At 43.4% G+C, this 16,393-nt stretch carries 10 protein-coding genes; 5 read left to right on the top strand and 5 right to left on the bottom strand.

Annotated features, from left to right (window positions below):
- Positions 1-21: 21 nt before the first annotated feature.
- On the bottom strand, positions 22-3,204 hold the full coding sequence (locus NLF99_RS03950) for a S41 family peptidase (protein WP_254526782.1): 3,183 nt from the start codon (positions 3,202-3,204) through the stop codon (positions 22-24).
- Positions 3,205-3,430: 226 nt separating this feature from the next.
- On the opposite strand from NLF99_RS03950, the gene NLF99_RS03945 reads away from it, so the two are divergent.
- On the top strand, positions 3,431-4,612 hold the full coding sequence (locus NLF99_RS03945) for an MFS transporter (RefSeq protein ID WP_185212711.1): 1,182 nt from the start codon (positions 3,431-3,433) through the stop codon (positions 4,610-4,612).
- 4 nt (positions 4,613-4,616) lie between these two features.
- Here the strand turns inward: NLF99_RS03945 and NLF99_RS03940 are convergent, their stop codons facing one another.
- Positions 4,617-5,558, bottom strand: a complete 942-nt coding sequence (locus NLF99_RS03940; RefSeq protein ID WP_254526780.1) for a glycoside hydrolase family 43 protein — start codon at positions 5,556-5,558, stop codon at positions 4,617-4,619.
- A 203-nt stretch (positions 5,559-5,761) separates the two neighbouring features.
- On the opposite strand from NLF99_RS03940, the gene NLF99_RS03935 reads away from it, so the two are divergent.
- The gene (locus NLF99_RS03935) at positions 5,762-6,835 is read left to right on the top strand and encodes a leucine-rich repeat domain-containing protein (protein ID WP_254526779.1); all 1,074 of its coding nucleotides are present in this window, start codon (positions 5,762-5,764) and stop codon (positions 6,833-6,835) included.
- A gap of 145 nt (positions 6,836-6,980) precedes the next feature.
- Here the strand turns inward: NLF99_RS03935 and NLF99_RS03930 are convergent, their stop codons facing one another.
- A complete protein-coding gene (locus NLF99_RS03930; protein WP_254526778.1) occupies positions 6,981-8,957 on the bottom strand; it encodes a histidine kinase in 1,977 nt (658 codons plus the stop codon).
- Positions 8,958-9,101: 144 nt separating this feature from the next.
- On the bottom strand, positions 9,102-12,437 hold the full coding sequence (locus tag NLF99_RS03925; protein WP_254526777.1) for a DEAD/DEAH box helicase: 3,336 nt from the start codon (positions 12,435-12,437) through the stop codon (positions 9,102-9,104).
- Between the two features lie 159 nt (positions 12,438-12,596).
- Between NLF99_RS03925 and NLF99_RS03920 the strand changes: the two genes are divergently transcribed.
- Positions 12,597-13,586, top strand: coding sequence for a hypothetical protein (locus NLF99_RS03920; RefSeq protein WP_254526776.1), 990 nt, complete (start codon positions 12,597-12,599; stop codon positions 13,584-13,586).
- A gap of 3 nt (positions 13,587-13,589) precedes the next feature.
- The gene (locus tag NLF99_RS03915; RefSeq protein WP_254526775.1) at positions 13,590-14,267 is read left to right on the top strand and encodes a hypothetical protein; all 678 of its coding nucleotides are present in this window, start codon (positions 13,590-13,592) and stop codon (positions 14,265-14,267) included.
- A gap of 35 nt (positions 14,268-14,302) precedes the next feature.
- Here the strand turns inward: NLF99_RS03915 and NLF99_RS03910 are convergent, their stop codons facing one another.
- Entirely contained in the window at positions 14,303-15,091 is a 789-nt protein-coding gene (locus NLF99_RS03910; RefSeq protein WP_185218156.1) for an AraC family transcriptional regulator, read from the bottom strand.
- Positions 15,092-15,173: 82 nt separating this feature from the next.
- On the opposite strand from NLF99_RS03910, the gene NLF99_RS03905 reads away from it, so the two are divergent.
- Complete coding sequence (locus NLF99_RS03905; RefSeq protein ID WP_254526774.1) at positions 15,174-16,379, top strand: MFS transporter; 1,206 nt, start codon at positions 15,174-15,176, stop codon at positions 16,377-16,379.
- The last annotated feature ends 14 nt before the right edge of the window (positions 16,380-16,393 follow it).

Raw genomic sequence — 16,393 nt, 5'->3', positions numbered from 1 at the left:
TTGTAGTTTATGTAGATTCGATTAGTTCAGGTCCTTTAAGATTTCCTGTACTGCTCTTTCCAGTTGCGGGTCTTTATCCGCAACGCGATCCGCTACGGTATTCTTGATGGCGATATCCGGAGCGACACCGGTCAGTTCCAGATCCTGTCCGTCCAGGGTATAACATCCCCACGACGGCAAGCGGTAGAACGAACCATCGACCAAACCCTTACCTGAGGTAAAGATGATCCACCTATAGGTTTCCGTACCGATGATCTTACCCAACTTGAGCGCTTTGAAACCTGCTGCAGTCATTTCCGCATCCGAAAGGGACTGTTCATTGATCAATAGCACGATTGGCTTTCCTGCCGGTGCAAAATTACTCTGCGGAGATAACTTACCGCCACGATATTGCCATTTTAGATAAGGTCGTTGGGAAAGGAACCTAAGCACCTCGTCATGCACATTACCACCGGTATTATAGCGAAGGTCAAGGATAACAGCATCCTTGTTGTTTTCCTGCTCTGCCATATCGATCAAAAAGGATTGCAGTTCATCCCCGCTCATGTTCTTCATGTGCGAATAGGCAATCCTATTCTTGCTCAACTGATCCACTTTATTTCTATTTCCCTTGATCCACTCATCGTACAATAGGTCCTTGAAAGCAGCATTGCTCTGCGGACGGATATTGATGATCTCTTCCTTACCTCCACGGTTTACGGTCAATTGTACTTCATTGGCAAGTGATGGCCAGGTAAAATAGGAGTCGCGGTCACGCGATTTATCGATCTTGTTTCCGTTTACCGCAACCAGGACATCCCCAACCTTCAGGTTGACATCTTTCTTGGAAGCAGGGCCCTTGGCAACGATATGCGCGATCTTATAGGGATCCTTGGCGTCATAGGTGACCCCGAGTTCGTTCGTGATGAAATTATATTGCTTCCGCTCGTCGGTACCAAAGGTACTGAAGCCCATGTGCGAGGAGTTCAGTTCACCCAGCATATCGTTCAGTAGGATTCGAAGGTCCATACGGTTGTTGATGCCCGAAAGGTAGTTTCCATATTTCTTTTTCATCCCTTCCCAGTCAATGCCATGGAACTTCTCGTCATAGTAGTTCTCTTCCACATTGGCCCAGGTTTCATAGAACATCTGCTTGAATTCCTTGTCCAGATCACGGTTGAACTTGAAATTGATATCTACATTTTCAAGCTTGTTCTGGTCAATATTGTATTTCTGTATGTTACCATTGCTGATGGCAAAGAATTTACCATCCACTTCCTGAAGGGCTTGCAGACCACCGTCCAATACCTTTTCGGTTTTGCTGTTGGTAAAAGGTTCAAAGGTAATGCGGTAAGTTGCCCATTTGCCCTCATGGTTGGATTGGTAGAATAGGTATGTTTTATCCCCTTTTGCAAACAAAATAGGGTTGTATTGGGTACCAGCCTGCGGACTGACTTGGGTTATCCGGTCAGAAAGGCCTTGTACGTCAATGCTTACGATAACCTTTTTATCATCTTTCTTTTCCTCCTTTGCGGCTGGTTTTGCTTTGCTGTCCTTGCTTTTCTTTTCGTTTTTGGTCGCTGTGCTATCTTTCTTTACCGTCTCCTTTTCGGTTTCCTTGAACATTTCGTCGAATTTGCTGATGCGGTAGGGTTCATCATAATTCTCAAGGGCCATCCGGTAGAGACTGGCATTTTCCATTCCCGTTGGATAGGATGGTTTGGTTCGGTTGCTGGAGAAGTAGATATATTTACCATCAGGCGACCATGCCGGTGAAGCTTCCGTTACGCCGGTATTCGTTAGGTTCAGCGTTTTCTTATCTGCGAGATTGTACACGAAGATATCCTGTTCAAAATTGCGGATGGCCGTAAAGAGCACATACTTTCCATCAGGAGAGAAAGACGGGGAAGAGTTCTGGAAGGCCCAGATCTCGTCTTTGACGATGGTTTCACTCTTCAGGGACCCCAAGTCCAATAAACGGACTTCATCGCGTCCACTCAGGTAAACCGCCTTGGTATTCTCTTTATTGAAGTTAATATCACGGTTGTTCCTGTTGTCCTGGGTCAGTTGCTTTGCTTCGCCTTTCCCATCTGCTGAGCGGGAATACCAATTGAGATAGCCGTTCAGGGTCTGGTTGTAGACCAAGGTTTTATTGTCCTTCAGCCACATGACCTCAGAAATCCGTTCGCCTTGGCTAGGCATCTGCCGTATAAACTTGCCATCCACATCCGAGACAAACAGTTCGCCCCTCGACACAAAGGCCATTTTCTCTCCGTCGGGAGAGACATCAAAATTGCTGATATTGCTCTTGACATCAAATTCCTTGGACTTGCCCAATACCTGGTTTCGGCTCAGGCTAATGGCGGGTTGCGTGGTTTTCTTGCTGGCCACGTCATAGACAAATAGCTGATATCCTTTTTCAAAGACTACCGCAGCACCATTCGCCGCAACCTGCGGGCTACGGATAGACTCAGGAAACTGGGTCAGGCCTTGTTTTTGCCCATTGCTTATACTGTAAAGATTGTATTCGTCATTACCTTCATCGGAGGCAAAGAAGATCGTGCCTTTGCTGTCCACGGTTGGCCAAAGGTCCTTGCCTTCATAGGTCGTGTACTCCTTATAGGCTTTTGTTTTAGGGTTGTAACCCTTGATATCGGGGTTAAATGCGCCCTTATATCGCTTTCTATTGGCTGCGCTATAGCTTTCCCAAGAGTCGGTAAAAAGCAATTCTCCGCTTGGTGTCTCCACCATATTATGGATATAGTTGAAGAAATGTGGGAAGATACGCTCTGCGGTACCACCATCCTTGCTTACCTTATAGCTGCTGAGGCGGTTCTCGCGTCCAGAGGTAAAATATAGCTGTTTACTGTCCCAGCTCCAGGAATCGACCTCATCGCTAGCTTCGTGGAAGGTAATCTGTTTGATGTTTCCACCGGCCATCGGCATGATGTAGACATCCATATTCCCATTTTGGTTGGAAGAGAAGGCCAGCCATTGCCCATCTGGAGAGATCCTTGGCATGACTTCATTGCCCTCCATTGCCGTTAGGCGCAGAGCCGGTCCGCCAGCTGTTGCTACTTTCCATAGATCGCCCTCAAAACTGAAGACAATGGTTTGGGCATCGGGACTGAGGGTAGGATTGGACAAAAAGGTCGGTTGAACCTGAGCCTTCAATTGCATGGATCCCCCTAACAACAAGGCTAGTGACAGTAGTGTTTTATTCATAAATTGGGTCAATTTTGAATTGATTCAAAACAAATGTACAATTCAATTTCAGTAATATTAAAACCTGAACTTGGAATTTGCGGATTTCAACGAAACCATGAAAAGGAACAGAATGAAAACTGGTTATAACGGCAAGATTAATAAATAGTTAGAATTGTGTATTTTTTACACTTATCTATACTACTTATCTGAAAAATGTGCTATTTTTGTTACAAATTTATCAACGATGACATCATTAGGTGAGGCAGGCAACCATGTCTCTCAATCCATGAAAAGCAGGATCCGGTGGGCGGTAGCCTTATTTTACTTTGGTCAAGGTTTGGGCTTTGCGAGTTGGGCAAGCCGTATCCCGACCATCAAAACAGCATTGGGGCTGTCTGAAGCCCAGTTGGGAACCATCTTATTGATGTTACCGATTGGCCAATTGCTGACCATGCCTATTTCGGCAGCCTTGGTCAACAAATACGGTAGCCATAAAATATTGCCTTGGGCGGCATTCCTCTATGCTTTGGTATTGTTGTTCATCGCTTTTTCAACAAACGCCTGGTTTTTGGGTGCTGCACTTTTCCTTTTTGGGGTAACGGGCAACATCTGTAATATCTCCGTCAATACCCAAGGCGTATTGGCCGAGGAGCTTTACGGAAGGTCCATTATGTCATCCTTCCATGGGGCTTGGTCCTTGGCGGGATTCACCGGTGCATTGATCGGTTTGTTGACCTTGAACTTCAATATCAACACCTATGGCCATTTCATCGGGGTTATCGTCCTTTTGACCATCAATATCCTGTTGAACAAACAGTTTTTGGTTCCGGAAGTCAGTACCGAGAAGAAGGAAAAAGAAAAGACCAAGTTTAAACCGGATGCATTGATCGTACAACTGGGTATCATAGGTTTCTTCAGTATGGCAACGGAAGGCGCCATGTTTGATTGGAGCGGAGTGTACTTCAGTGATGTTGTACATGCCCCAGAGAACTTAGTGATATTGGGATATGCCTCCTTTATGATCATGATGGCAACCGGCCGTTTTATCGGAGATGCCATCATCAGCAAAATTGGTAGACAAAGGACCCTACAGATCAGTGGAATCCTGATGTTTGTGGGGATGTTGTCTTCTGTTGTGTTTCCGAACCTTTGGGTCTGTACACTGGCCTTTATGCTGGTCGGATTAGGCGTTGCCTGCAATGTGCCTACGGTTTACAGCGTAACTGGCAAGCATAAGACCATTCCTGCCGGTGTGGCCTTGGCCATGGTTTCCAGTATCTCCTATCTCGGGTTCTTAATGGGCCCTCCGTTGATCGGATATGTAGCCGAGATATTCAATCTACGATATTCATTTGCCCTGTTTTCTATGTTCGGCTTCTTGATGTTCATCATGACCAGCCGACTGAAAATCTTTAGGGAGCAATAAAGGCTTAAGGCTTTACAGCCTTAAGCTTGTCCAATTCTTTTCTTGAAATCTTTAGTATGGTGCCATGTCTCAGGTCTTTTGGCAATTCCAATTGATCGCTGATATCGGTCCAGGTCTTGAGGTCCTTTGATTTGATCAGGCCAAAATGATTGTCCATGTACCGGTCGAAATAAACATAGTATTCCCCGTTTATTTTGGCTACGGTGGGTCCTTCGGCCCAATAATCTCCGGTGATCTTCTCGCTGGCATCGCTGTAAGGACCCTCTAAGCTATCTGCAAAAGCAAGTTTTAGGTTTTTCTCCGCCTTAGGTTCGCGGGTTTCATCCTTGATGACCATCATCCAGTTGGTTCCATTTTTCAGGATTGTGGCATCGATCGAGTTGAAACCTGGATCATAGAGCAGCATGGTTTCCGAGAATGTCTTGAAATCCTTTGTCAGGGTATAGTACATCCGATGGTTATAGCCATTATCTGCCTCTACCTGTGTTTCGGGAAACTCTCCGGTAATGGTGGAAGCCCAATATATCATGTACTGTTTGCTTTCTGGATCATAGGTGACTTCAGGCGCCCAGGAATTCCTGGTATTCTCTTCATGTTCCATCACGGGAATATATTGCTGCTCAGACCAATTGATCAAGTCTTTTGAGCTGGCATGTCCTATACCTTTCTGGGTCCAGCTAACGGTCCAGACCATGTGATAGAGCCCATCGCCACCCTTTATGATACAAGGGTCGCGCATCAATTTATCGGGGCTCAGCTTCGGTGTGAGAAAAGAGGCATCGTTTTTTAAGGCGGTCCATTTCAGGGCATCCTCACTGTACGCGAGATGAAGGCCATCTTCCCCATTTCCCTTAAAATAAGAAAACACATAGGCTGAGTCCTGCTGGGCCGAAGCCGTCAATGCAAAACATAGGGTTGCCAAAATGGAAATTAGTTTATTGTACATGGTTTAGGTTTTGTGATAACTCAAATATAATGAAAATAGGGATTTCCACAAGGTTTAACCCCTGCATCAAGGAAATATCGCTCCACTCGTGACCAATTAATTTTTGTCATGAATAGAAAAATTTCAATATATTTAAGAAACAGGCTTTGCTATATAAAGAGTAATTGCAAGCTGCAGGATTCACATTTAACCGCATCTACCGCATGGAAAAATACCTGAAAAAGATAGTCGAAGAGAAGGATACGATCAAGAAAATTAATTTATCTGAGAAATGGCTGGAAGACGTTCCAGAGGTGCTAAAGGAATGTAAGTTGGTTGAGGAGATTAAACTGACCGGAAACAATATCTACGAAATTCCTGACTGGCTATTTCAGCTTCCCCATTTAAAGAAACTGGATATTTCCCTGAATGACATGGAGACCTTGCCGGCCAATATTACTAAGGCGCAGCACCTGGAATTCCTTGCTTTTGATTCACCGATCAAGAAGGCCTTGCCGAAAGAACTCGCCCAATTGAAAAAGCTCAAGAAATTGGTGATCCATGAACAGATCTATGGTTTCCCGGAGGAGTTCTTTGAGCTTACTTCCCTAGAGGAAATTGAATTTTATACCCCAAAGTTAACCAGTATCCCCGACAGCTTTTCGAAGTTGGTGAACTTAAAATCCTTTACATTGACGCAGCTCCTGTTTGAAGGAAAGGCTAAGCCAATTGATTTTGAAGCTGTAATCGAGGTCCTTTCTACCCTTCCAAAACTGGAGAACTTGAGCTTTTCGCTAAGTGGAATGTTAAGCATTCCTGAAAATATCAATAAACTACAAGGGCTAAAGGAACTGAACCTAAGTGGTAATGGCATTAAGGTCCTTCCTAAGGCGCTTTTTGAGTTGAGTGGCATAAGACTGTTGGATCTAGGACAGAACGGAATCAAGACCATCCCAGCCGATATAAAAAACCTGAACCAGTTAAGGACCCTTAAAATAAATTCGAATTTCAATCCTCCGATCGATCTCCAAAACCTGTTCAATAGCATCAAGGAGCTCGCTAACCTACAGGACCTGCAGTTATGGAGCTGCCAGACCAGTATTAAGCTTCCTGAAAACATTGCCGAATGGACTTCCTTAAGAGAGCTGGATATTGACAACAACAAGGTAAAGCACCTTCCGGAATCCATGCAGCAGATGACCTGGCTGAAAAAGTTACGCATCAGTACCAATCCTATTCCGGAGGAGGAGAAAGTGAATCTTGTTAAGGCTTTGAAGGGCACAAAGGTGATTGTGTAGTGAGGGGGGGTGGGTTTTGAACCAGGATGGAATGGATGAGAGGATGGGCCATGATCGTGGCGTGGGAAAAATAAAATAACCCTAGAATGGTATTACGCAGTGTAAGGGCGTATTGAATACGCCCGCAATATCGTAAATGTAGCTTTTACACCGTCAGTTCAATATTCACTATGGTTCCTTCTTCTGGCATAACATCATAATCCAAACTTCCTTTCATGATGTCGACACGGTTCTGAATATTGTTGAGGCCCATTCCATTGGAGGCTTTTGCTCTTGAAAGGTCGAATCCTTTGCCGTTATCTTCAACGGTGATCAAGATCTGCTCGTCATTCTGGATGCATTGGACCAAGATATAGTTGGCATCTGCATGACGAAGGGCATTGCTCAGAAGCTCTTGGATAATCCGATAGATATTGACCTGATAATGCTGGTTTAAGTTGGGGTCTAAGCCTTCGGTTTGCAGCTCTATTTCGGTCTTACTGCTGGAAAGGGCACTGCAGAGGTCCGTTAAGGCAACATCCAGCCCACTTCGCAGGAGATTGGACGGCATCATATTGTGGGCAATTCGACGCAGTTCTATTATGGATCGGTCAAGCTGATCGACGGAACTGTCTATTTCAGGTTCCTGGAAGTTGTTCTGCACGGCAGATAGCTTCATCTTGATGCCAGAGAGTGCGCCTCCAAGGCCATCATGCAGGTCCTGGGCGATCCTTTGCCGTTCCTTGTCCTCCCCTTCCAAGAAGGCTTTTGTTACTTGCAATTCCCTTTGTTGCTCCAGTTCCTTGAACTTGAATTCATTGGCTCTTTTCTGGTTTTTCAGGATATTGTTCAGGTATAGGAAGGCCAACAAGAGCACCGCAGCACCGACTGCAAGGAGCAGCACCCAAAGCCTCTGGTTCTTCTGTACCAGCTCGGCAGCCTGTTTCTCTGCCTGTAACTGGGAAATCTGCTTGGCCTTTTCTGCTGACTGATATTTGTTTTCCATATCCAGCATATCCTTTTTGTAATCTGCGGCATGCAAGCTATCATTTACCGTGATGTATTTTTGGGACCATTCATAGGCCTCCTTCATGTTTCCGGTATTGGCATAGGTCTCGGCCAAGAGGTTGGCATAGGAATTACGGTCACTAGGCAACAGGGTTGTACTTTTCAGCAGGTCCTGCATCACATCGATGGCTTCCGCATTCCTGCCTATCTTACGCAATAGGTTGAACTTGGCAAATTTCGAACGGTTGATGTAGAAGTTCTCAGGACCGGAGCCTTGAAAAGCAATGGCCTTGTCAAAACTGTTGATCGCCTGTACATATTTACCCATCTTTTCATAATAAACCCCTTCGGGGAAATAATAGAACAGGAAAACATTGGATTCAGGATAGTCCTTCAATACTGCATAGGCGGCATCCAAATAGGCTTTGCTGGAATGCAGGTCATTCAGGTATAGGTTGTTTTCAGCAAGCAAGATGGTTACTTCCAATATGCCCTCCAACTTCGTGATCTCACTTTCGGCAGGAGCTTCCTTGAAGAGTGCAAGTGCATTTTTGAGGTAGTCATTTCCGCGTACCCGTTCAGTCGCGTTTAAAAGACTGGTGGCCACGAATTTATTGGCATTGGCAATGCTGAATTTATCTTTGGATTCCTTGGCATAGGGAAGCGCATGGTTAATGTAGGACTCTAGACCGCCTTTCTCGTTCCCTTTTAGCTGGCTGAGGACGCCACGCATGATCCATAGGCCGCTCAAGGTCTTCTTGGCTTCTGGATCCTGTATGTCTTTAAGCAGGCTGTCGCTACGGTTAAGGTTGTTTTCAATCTTGCTCATGTCCTCTAGACCGATACCAAACAGGGCTTCGTTGTAACTGGCTATCCCTTCTAGGAGGTTATTTCCTTGTGCATACTTTACCCCCTGTTCCAGACGCTGCTTGGCAAGGTCCATGTTCCTATACTTCTTGTACATATAGGATAGCCGGAAAGCCGTCATCGCTTTGGCACTATCCGTCTTGGCATCCAGGAGTCTCTTTTCTAATGTTTTCAGGTATTCATGGTCTTCATCAATCCGGATAACCAATTGTGAAAAAGCAGATAGGGTCAGGCAGCATAATAGGCAAAGGGAAATAATATACTTCATAGTCAAGGTTGAGAAATCAGCTAGCGTAGTTAATTATTATCAACTAAATTATTGAAATTAAGGGAAATGTACAAAATAATTGAATCGAAGGAAAATTTATTCCAAAGGATTTATTATCAATTAATTGATAATCAAGCCTGCCTATTAAAGAATATCCAAAATGTCGCCTTTGCTGAGAGAGCTGAAGAAGGCGTTTTCTGATTGTATCAAATCTTGGGCAAGTTGGCTTTTCCGTTTCTGAAGCTTCAGGATCTTTTCCTCTATGGTATTAGAACAGATCAGTCGTACGGCCACCACATGTTTGGTCTGTCCAATCCTATAGGAACGGTCGATTGCCTGATTTTCGGCAGCAGGATTCCACCAGGGGTCAATAAGGTAGACATAATCTGCTTCTGTAAGGTTCAAGCCTACCCCACCGGCCTTTAGACTGATCAGAAAGACACGGACTTCCTCATTGTTCTGGAAGTTATGGACCTTCTTGCCCCTATCCTTGCTCTGTCCCGTCAAGTATTCAAAGGGGATATTCCTTTTTTCCAATTCGGGCCTGATGATATCCAGCATTTCCACAAATTGTGAAAAGACCAAGATCTTGTGCTCCTTGGACTTGTTTTCAATCTGCTCCAATAGGATTTCAACCTTTACGGCATTTTCTGCGGAGTGCCCCTTTTTCAATAATACTGGAGAATTGCAGATCTGCCTCAGCTTGGTAAGCCCTGTAAGGACATGCATGCTGTTTTTCTTGATATCCTCATCCTCATTGGCCGATATAAATTCGCGCAGTTCTGTCTCGTAAGCCTCATAGATCTTCCGCTGTTCATCATTCATTTCACAGTAGATGAGCATTTCCGTCTTCTCCGGAAGCTCCTTAGCCACCTGCTTCTTTGTTCGGCGAAGGATAAAGGGCTTCACCTTTTCCTGCAGCTCTATCGCCCTTTTGGTATACTGGAATTGGTCGATAGGAATAGCATAGGTGTCCTTGAAAAATTGCTTGCTGCCCAATAAGCCTGGGCTAGCAAAGGAGAGCTGCCCATAGAGATCAAATGTATTGTTCTCGATTGGCGTTCCAGTCAGCACGATCCTGTTCCTTGCCTGCAACAGCCGGGCTGCTTTATATCTTTCAGAATTCGGGTTCTTGATTGCCTGGGATTCATCCAGGAATATATAATTGAACTTGAAGTTCTTCAGGAACCTGATATCTGAAAGCAACATCCCGTAGGTCGTGAGGACCACATCATGGTTTTCAAAGTGGTCGACATCCTTAACTCGGTCTGGTCCATAATGCTTTATTACTTGCAGCGAAGGTGCAAATTTTGCTATTTCATCCTCCCAATTGAAAAGAAGCGATGTAGGAACCACAATCAGGTTGGTTTTTTGCCCATGCTTTTCTTTTTGGGAAAGGATAAAGGCAAGGATCTGTATGGTTTTTCCCAATCCCATATCATCTGCCAAGCAACCTCCAAAGTTGTAAGTATCAAGAAAATTGAGCCAGTTAAGGCCCTCTTGTTGGTATTCCCTTAATTCGGCCTTCAGGTCTTTCGGGGTTGTGACCGGAGTGATCTTCAGTTCAGATGAAAAGTCGCTTTTTAACAATTCGATTTCATGCTGCACTTCCTTGCTCATGATCTCTTTGTCAAACAGATCGGAAACCTCAGAGTAGTTAATCTTCGGTATGGTAATCATTTCCTGGTCTATTTCTCCGATCTGGAAAAAGGCTGCAATTCGCTCGATCCATTCCTCTGGAAGCAATCCCAGACTGCCATCATCAAGCTGTACATACTTGCCTTTGTTGCGTATGGTCCGGTGGATCTGCCTCAGGGCTGCCTGTTGGTTTCCAAATCCGACCTTCAACTTGGCATTGAACCAGTCCAAGCCGCTGATAATCTCTATCGAGATTTTGGCTTTATGCGAATTGACCCTATTGTTCTTGATTTCACTGAAGCCTAAAATGGAAATATCCTCCTCACGCCACTCATCAAAGACCTCAATAAACCAATCGTCATCCAAGAACTTATCTTTATGCAGATAGAAATAATTCCTTTCCACGACCTGGCTTTCGAAATCCGGATGCTTTTCCATAATACTGGAAACTAATTTATCCTCTTCTACATAATCCCTTTCGAGCTGAAATACATTGCCGTTTTGATCGGTATCAAAAAGCTGTTTTTTAGAGGTTGTAGGTACTTCTATTTCCCCATATTTCATGACTGGCACTATGGAAATGTAATTGCCTTCCTGTTCGAGATAGATGAGCTTCTGTTGCTCATAGCTCTTCTCCTTCAACTGTGCAGGGGTCGCCTGCTTGATGTAGCTGTAATTGACGTGAAGGATGTGCTCTAATGGCGAAAGGATATCCTGGAAGAACTCCTCATACTTGTTTGCATGAAGGACCAGGATTTCATTATTGGCCTTGAAAAATTTGATGACCCGCAATAGGTCTGGATTGTCGATAAAATAGAGGGTCTTGCGATAATAAAGCAGATAATCGTTGCGGATGTTCAGCTCTTTGAATCCTAATATGTTGTCCTTGAATAGCAATTCACCTGTAATTTCATAGAAAGGCTCTTTTTTAAGGACCGTTAGCCTGATTTCAGCTTGCAGCTGTTCAAACTTTACTAAGGCTAGGGATTTGGGAGAAAGTGATTCGGATACTTTGCTGTCATGGATGTAAAAGTCTAAACCCAAAGGGTTCTTTATGATCTGTTTTAAGGGTTCGGCATCCAGATCAAGTTCATCATCGTTGTATTTATTCTGAAAGCTATGGATCGCTGTATAAAACTTCAGTAGTTCTGGCTCATTGGTCTTCCAAACTTGGGCCATAGGATCCATCGTCTCAATAGGATTTTTGATCTTTCCGGCCTTAGTCTGATCTGATTTCATCAATTGAAAGTTCAATTGGCTATAATACCGGTGTTTGTCAATCAGGATAAAGGGTTTCTTTGTTAAAATATCCTGAGCTGTGGTTTTTAGTTTGACTTGTTTTGGACTTAGACCCTTTGCCATGGCCTGTTTGTCATAGGGCAACAAACCCTGGATCTTAGGCTCTACCGACAGTTTTCCATCCACATAGTGCAGATCAAAGTAGCGGTCTAGATCGGGCTCATTATCTAAGCCATAAGGCTTTGCATATTGTTTCAATGTTTTTTCCCGAAGTTCGGCATCAAAGAAAACCCGGTATTCTTCCTTTTCCAAGATGGCATGTATGACCTCTCCCTGATGCTCACACATCTTCTTGGAATAGTTTCCACAGGAACAACTTGTTACAATCCGATCCGACATCTGAACCACGGATACCCTTGGGTATTCAAGTCCAACAGCAGCCTTTGTAAAGACTCCACAGTTTAATTCTATGCTGACGGGATATATGTTCCTGTAATCCTTGCTGTCCATAAAGCTTGCCCGCTCGACATGCTTGAGTATTTCAAATACGGAAAGCTTGCTGAAATTGTAGGCTGGAAGAATATGTTCTTTATCTATTCCCATGGAAGCGGATTGAATGCGGAAGTAAGAATACGAAAATTTGATCTTTTTGAGATTGCTTTGTTGATATTAATTGCCAAAAGATTCAACAAAATTAAAAATCTATAGAATAATAACATTTGTTTTAATTCATGGATTAATTTTATTTATATTGTGTTTAAAATGAGTAGCTTAAACCACAGACCAAATCCTGCTAAGACTTTCAATGTAGTCTTAGGATTATCCTTTGGGACCATCTTCTTATTATTGATGGCCATCGGCCTTCCGATCCTAATCCATTCACAACAAGGCGATTGGAAATACGATTTAGATAAATCTCCAGCAACCGCTTTCTTTTATTTAGGATTGGGCCTACTCCTCTGGCTTACCGTAATCTATCTGTTTTTTAAGAGATCCCTTTCCAACCTATTAAAAGCTAAAAGAGATTATAAAGACCTAATAAAAGAGGGTAAAAGAATTAAAGGCAAAATAGTCGAGCAAAGGATCTTGCAGCAAACTGCCGATGGAGAAAGCAAAATGATCAAGATCTCCTTTGTGAACCTAGTAAAATCAGAGTTGACATTTAGTTTACCGTTTGTCGATACCAAGCCTGAAATGAACCGTTACCAAGTAGGAAAAGATATTGGATTGTTGGTCAGCACGGATCCAAAAAAACCAAGGATAATGTTGGAAGACGCAAAGGTAAAAATCGACAAAAGCATGTTGATCTACGCTTACTCCGTACTTGCCGTTTTGATATTGACGCCCATAGGGCTATTGATTTATGGAATGCTTTATGAGAGCCAAGATGCTGGATGGCGCTATCTGTCCTTTGGGCATCCCTTTATTCTCTCGCCATTACTGGCATTGATCTATCTCGGGGTTTTCTCTTTTATCAATTCTTTTTTGCCTAAATCTACTAATTCGGATCGTTTACTTCTCTATGGAAAACCCGCTATCGCGACCATTGTGTCGACTCAAGAAACGAACCTTTCAGTCAATGAAAAGCCTCAAATAATGGTTACAATAGAGTTTCAGGACAAGGGAAAAACCATTGTAGCTTCTTTTAAGAAGTTGTACGGCCTCCTGGACATTTCCGGAATTGCTGTTGGGAACCAAATAAATATCTTATACGATGCGGAAGACCCGCAATCCATTGAAGTTGTCGATTAATCTATGAAAAGGACTTTTTATCATATTATATCCTGCATTGCAATCCTTGCATTGTTTTCTTCCTGTAAGCAGATCAAGAAAAGTTTTGAGGACACCATGAAACCTCGCCAACAAAAGGAAGCAAGTGACCATTCCATGGAAAGGACAAGCAGTTCTTCTTCGGTAACAATTGATGTCACAGCCCCTGATGAAAAAAAGGAGCATAGCGTATATGCAAGTGCTGAAGAATTGGACAAGATCCAGGCAGATCTGATGAACCTGCCGAAGTTCAAAGGAAAAAAGATCATGATGCACCAGGACCTATATTTCTTTGATTTCCAAGGTGGCCGAATCAGCATCAAGATACAAGATCCCGATAAGCCCGAAAACATCGATACCTATACCTACTCAAAGGGGATGTGGTTGGATCCTACTCCTGTAAAGATTTCAGGAAACATAAAGATGGTCGATCTTTTGTACCCATTGGATAAAGTTAAGTTTTCTACCGTAAAGAAAATCCACGATACCTTGATTGAAGAAGCCAAGGATATTGAGGGCGGTACCCCTTCAGACCATATCTATTTTGTCCACATGAAGGTTGCCAATATGGATGTGACGCATTGGTATTCTTCCATCTCTGGAGCTAGAAAAGATGTTTACCTCTACTTTGACGTGGATGGTAATTTGACCGAGAGAAGGTAGAAGGCCTTTTCTCTCTGCACCCCCATATGAAAGGATCATTGCTTAAGCTTAGGTCCTTCCTTCATTAAACTGGAATAGGAAAGGCTGAAAGCAGATAAACTTTGATACCCTACTTTATAGGCAATCTCCGTCAGGGTATATTTCCTGGTATCGAGAAGTTCGATACTCTTTAATATCCGCACTAACTGCAAATATTTCTGCAATGTAATACCTGTTTCTTTCTTAAAGACCCTTTGCAGGGTCCTGACCGATAGGTTTGCCATTTCCGCCAAGGCATGGATATCAAAACTGAACTTATAGTTGCTATTGATGTAATTACATAGCGGGATCAACCTTTCATCAGAAGGAACTGGGATTTCTAGGGCCATGCTCTCTTCGCAAAAGTTAGGCAGGCTGTATAATAAAGCTTTCAAAAAGAGCTTTTGTTCCATGTCGATATCAAGTACCCTATTCCATTTTGATGCATATAGCAACATTTCCTTTAACACTGCTGGCGCTGGAAAAACATGGGTCTTCCTGAAAAAATCCCCTTTTGGAACCTCCTTAAAAAGAACTGACATCAAATTCACCGAACTTGACTCCGTGGTTGTTTTATGAGGTTTTGCGCTGGGAATCCAGATGATATGGTTTTGGGGAACTAAATAGATCTTTTTGTCAATATGGAAATACTGATACCCCTCAGTCACATAGTTTAACTGAAAACTGAGGTGCTGATGCTCTTTATCATCATGTTTCCATTGCGCATCATACCATACATAGGTATCAGCACTGATATTATCTACGTATTCCCCGATCTGTTTATCCGGATGACCTAGCTTTTCCATGTCGTTGTATATGTAGTAAATGGCAAAGTTAATAAAAACGACAAGCTTATCTTTGTGGCCAAGATCAGATACAAGTAAAATCATGGACGAAAAAATGCAACAAAATCATACGACAAGGAATTCATGGTTGGGAATATTGCTCATCATTTGGGTAGGCAGCAACCTTAGATCGCCTATAACTGCCGTAGGTCCCATCTTGGATGAAATCAAATCGGCAATGGATCTGGATAATATTCAGGCCAGCTTTCTGACCTCCATTCCGCTCATCGTATTTGCATCTTGTTCTATTTTGGTGAGTAAAGCCACTGAAAAACTAAATATCCGGCATGGCCTGATCTATTCCTTAGCGATCTTGATTTTAGGATTGTATTTAAGGGTAGCAGGGAGTGTCACAACCCTTTATTTGGGCTCAGTTTTAATAGGTTTAGGAATATGCGTGGGTAATGTTTTGACTCCTGCCTATATCAAGAATGAGTTCCCTGCAAAGATCGGGCTAATGACCGGTATCTTTTCGGTTTCCATGAACTTGGTGGCAGCCCTGGCTTCAGGCTTTAGTATTTCCATCGGAGAATGGACCGGTGCCGGCTGGAAAGGATCCCTGTCGGTCTGGATCGTTGTCGCGGTCATAGCTTTATTGATTGTAATTGCTGAATTATTTTGGGGCAAAAAACCAGTAAACCGGCAAGTAAATACCTCGGAAAACATAAAGTTCAATATATTCCGTTCCAAACAAGCTTGGAACATAAGCCTATTTATGGGCTTGCAATCTTTAGTTTATTATTGCCTGGTCGCTTTTCTACCGACCGTACTGATGGAATATGGAATGAGCAAATCCGCTGCAGGCTGGGTGTTTTCCATCCTTCAGTTGGCGATGCTGCCCGTTATGCTCATCAGTCCAATTGTTGCCAGTAAGATGAAAGATCCTAAATCGATGATCTATTTAATCGGAGTTCTCTACTCTGCCGGTATACTCATGCTGTTGTTACTGAAGGATCAATACATCTATTTTACGGCCATACTATTAGGGGTAGCAGGAGGCCTGGCATTTAGTTTAGCTATTTTGTTTCTGTCCTCAAGGAGCAAAACCATGGTCGGCACCATAAAGATTTCAGGGAAGGCACAGTCTATTGGCTACCTGATTGCAGCCTTTGGCCCACCCCTGTTTGGCAAGTTGCACGATTATGCCCTCTCTTGGTCCTATTCATTTTATTTCCTGTTATTGGTGATTGTACTGATGACGGTGTTTGGTAGAAGGTCGGCCAGGCCAAGGTTTGTGGAAGAGCATTAAGCTGGATAGCAAAA

The sequence above is a fragment of the Sphingobacterium sp. LZ11T8 genome, assembly GCF_024261425.1.
In the GTDB taxonomy this organism is placed as follows: Bacteria; Bacteroidota; Bacteroidia; order Sphingobacteriales; family Sphingobacteriaceae; genus Sphingobacterium.
The sequence above is the reverse complement of the archived record's forward strand: the minus strand, read 5'-3'. Positions and strand labels throughout refer to the sequence as shown.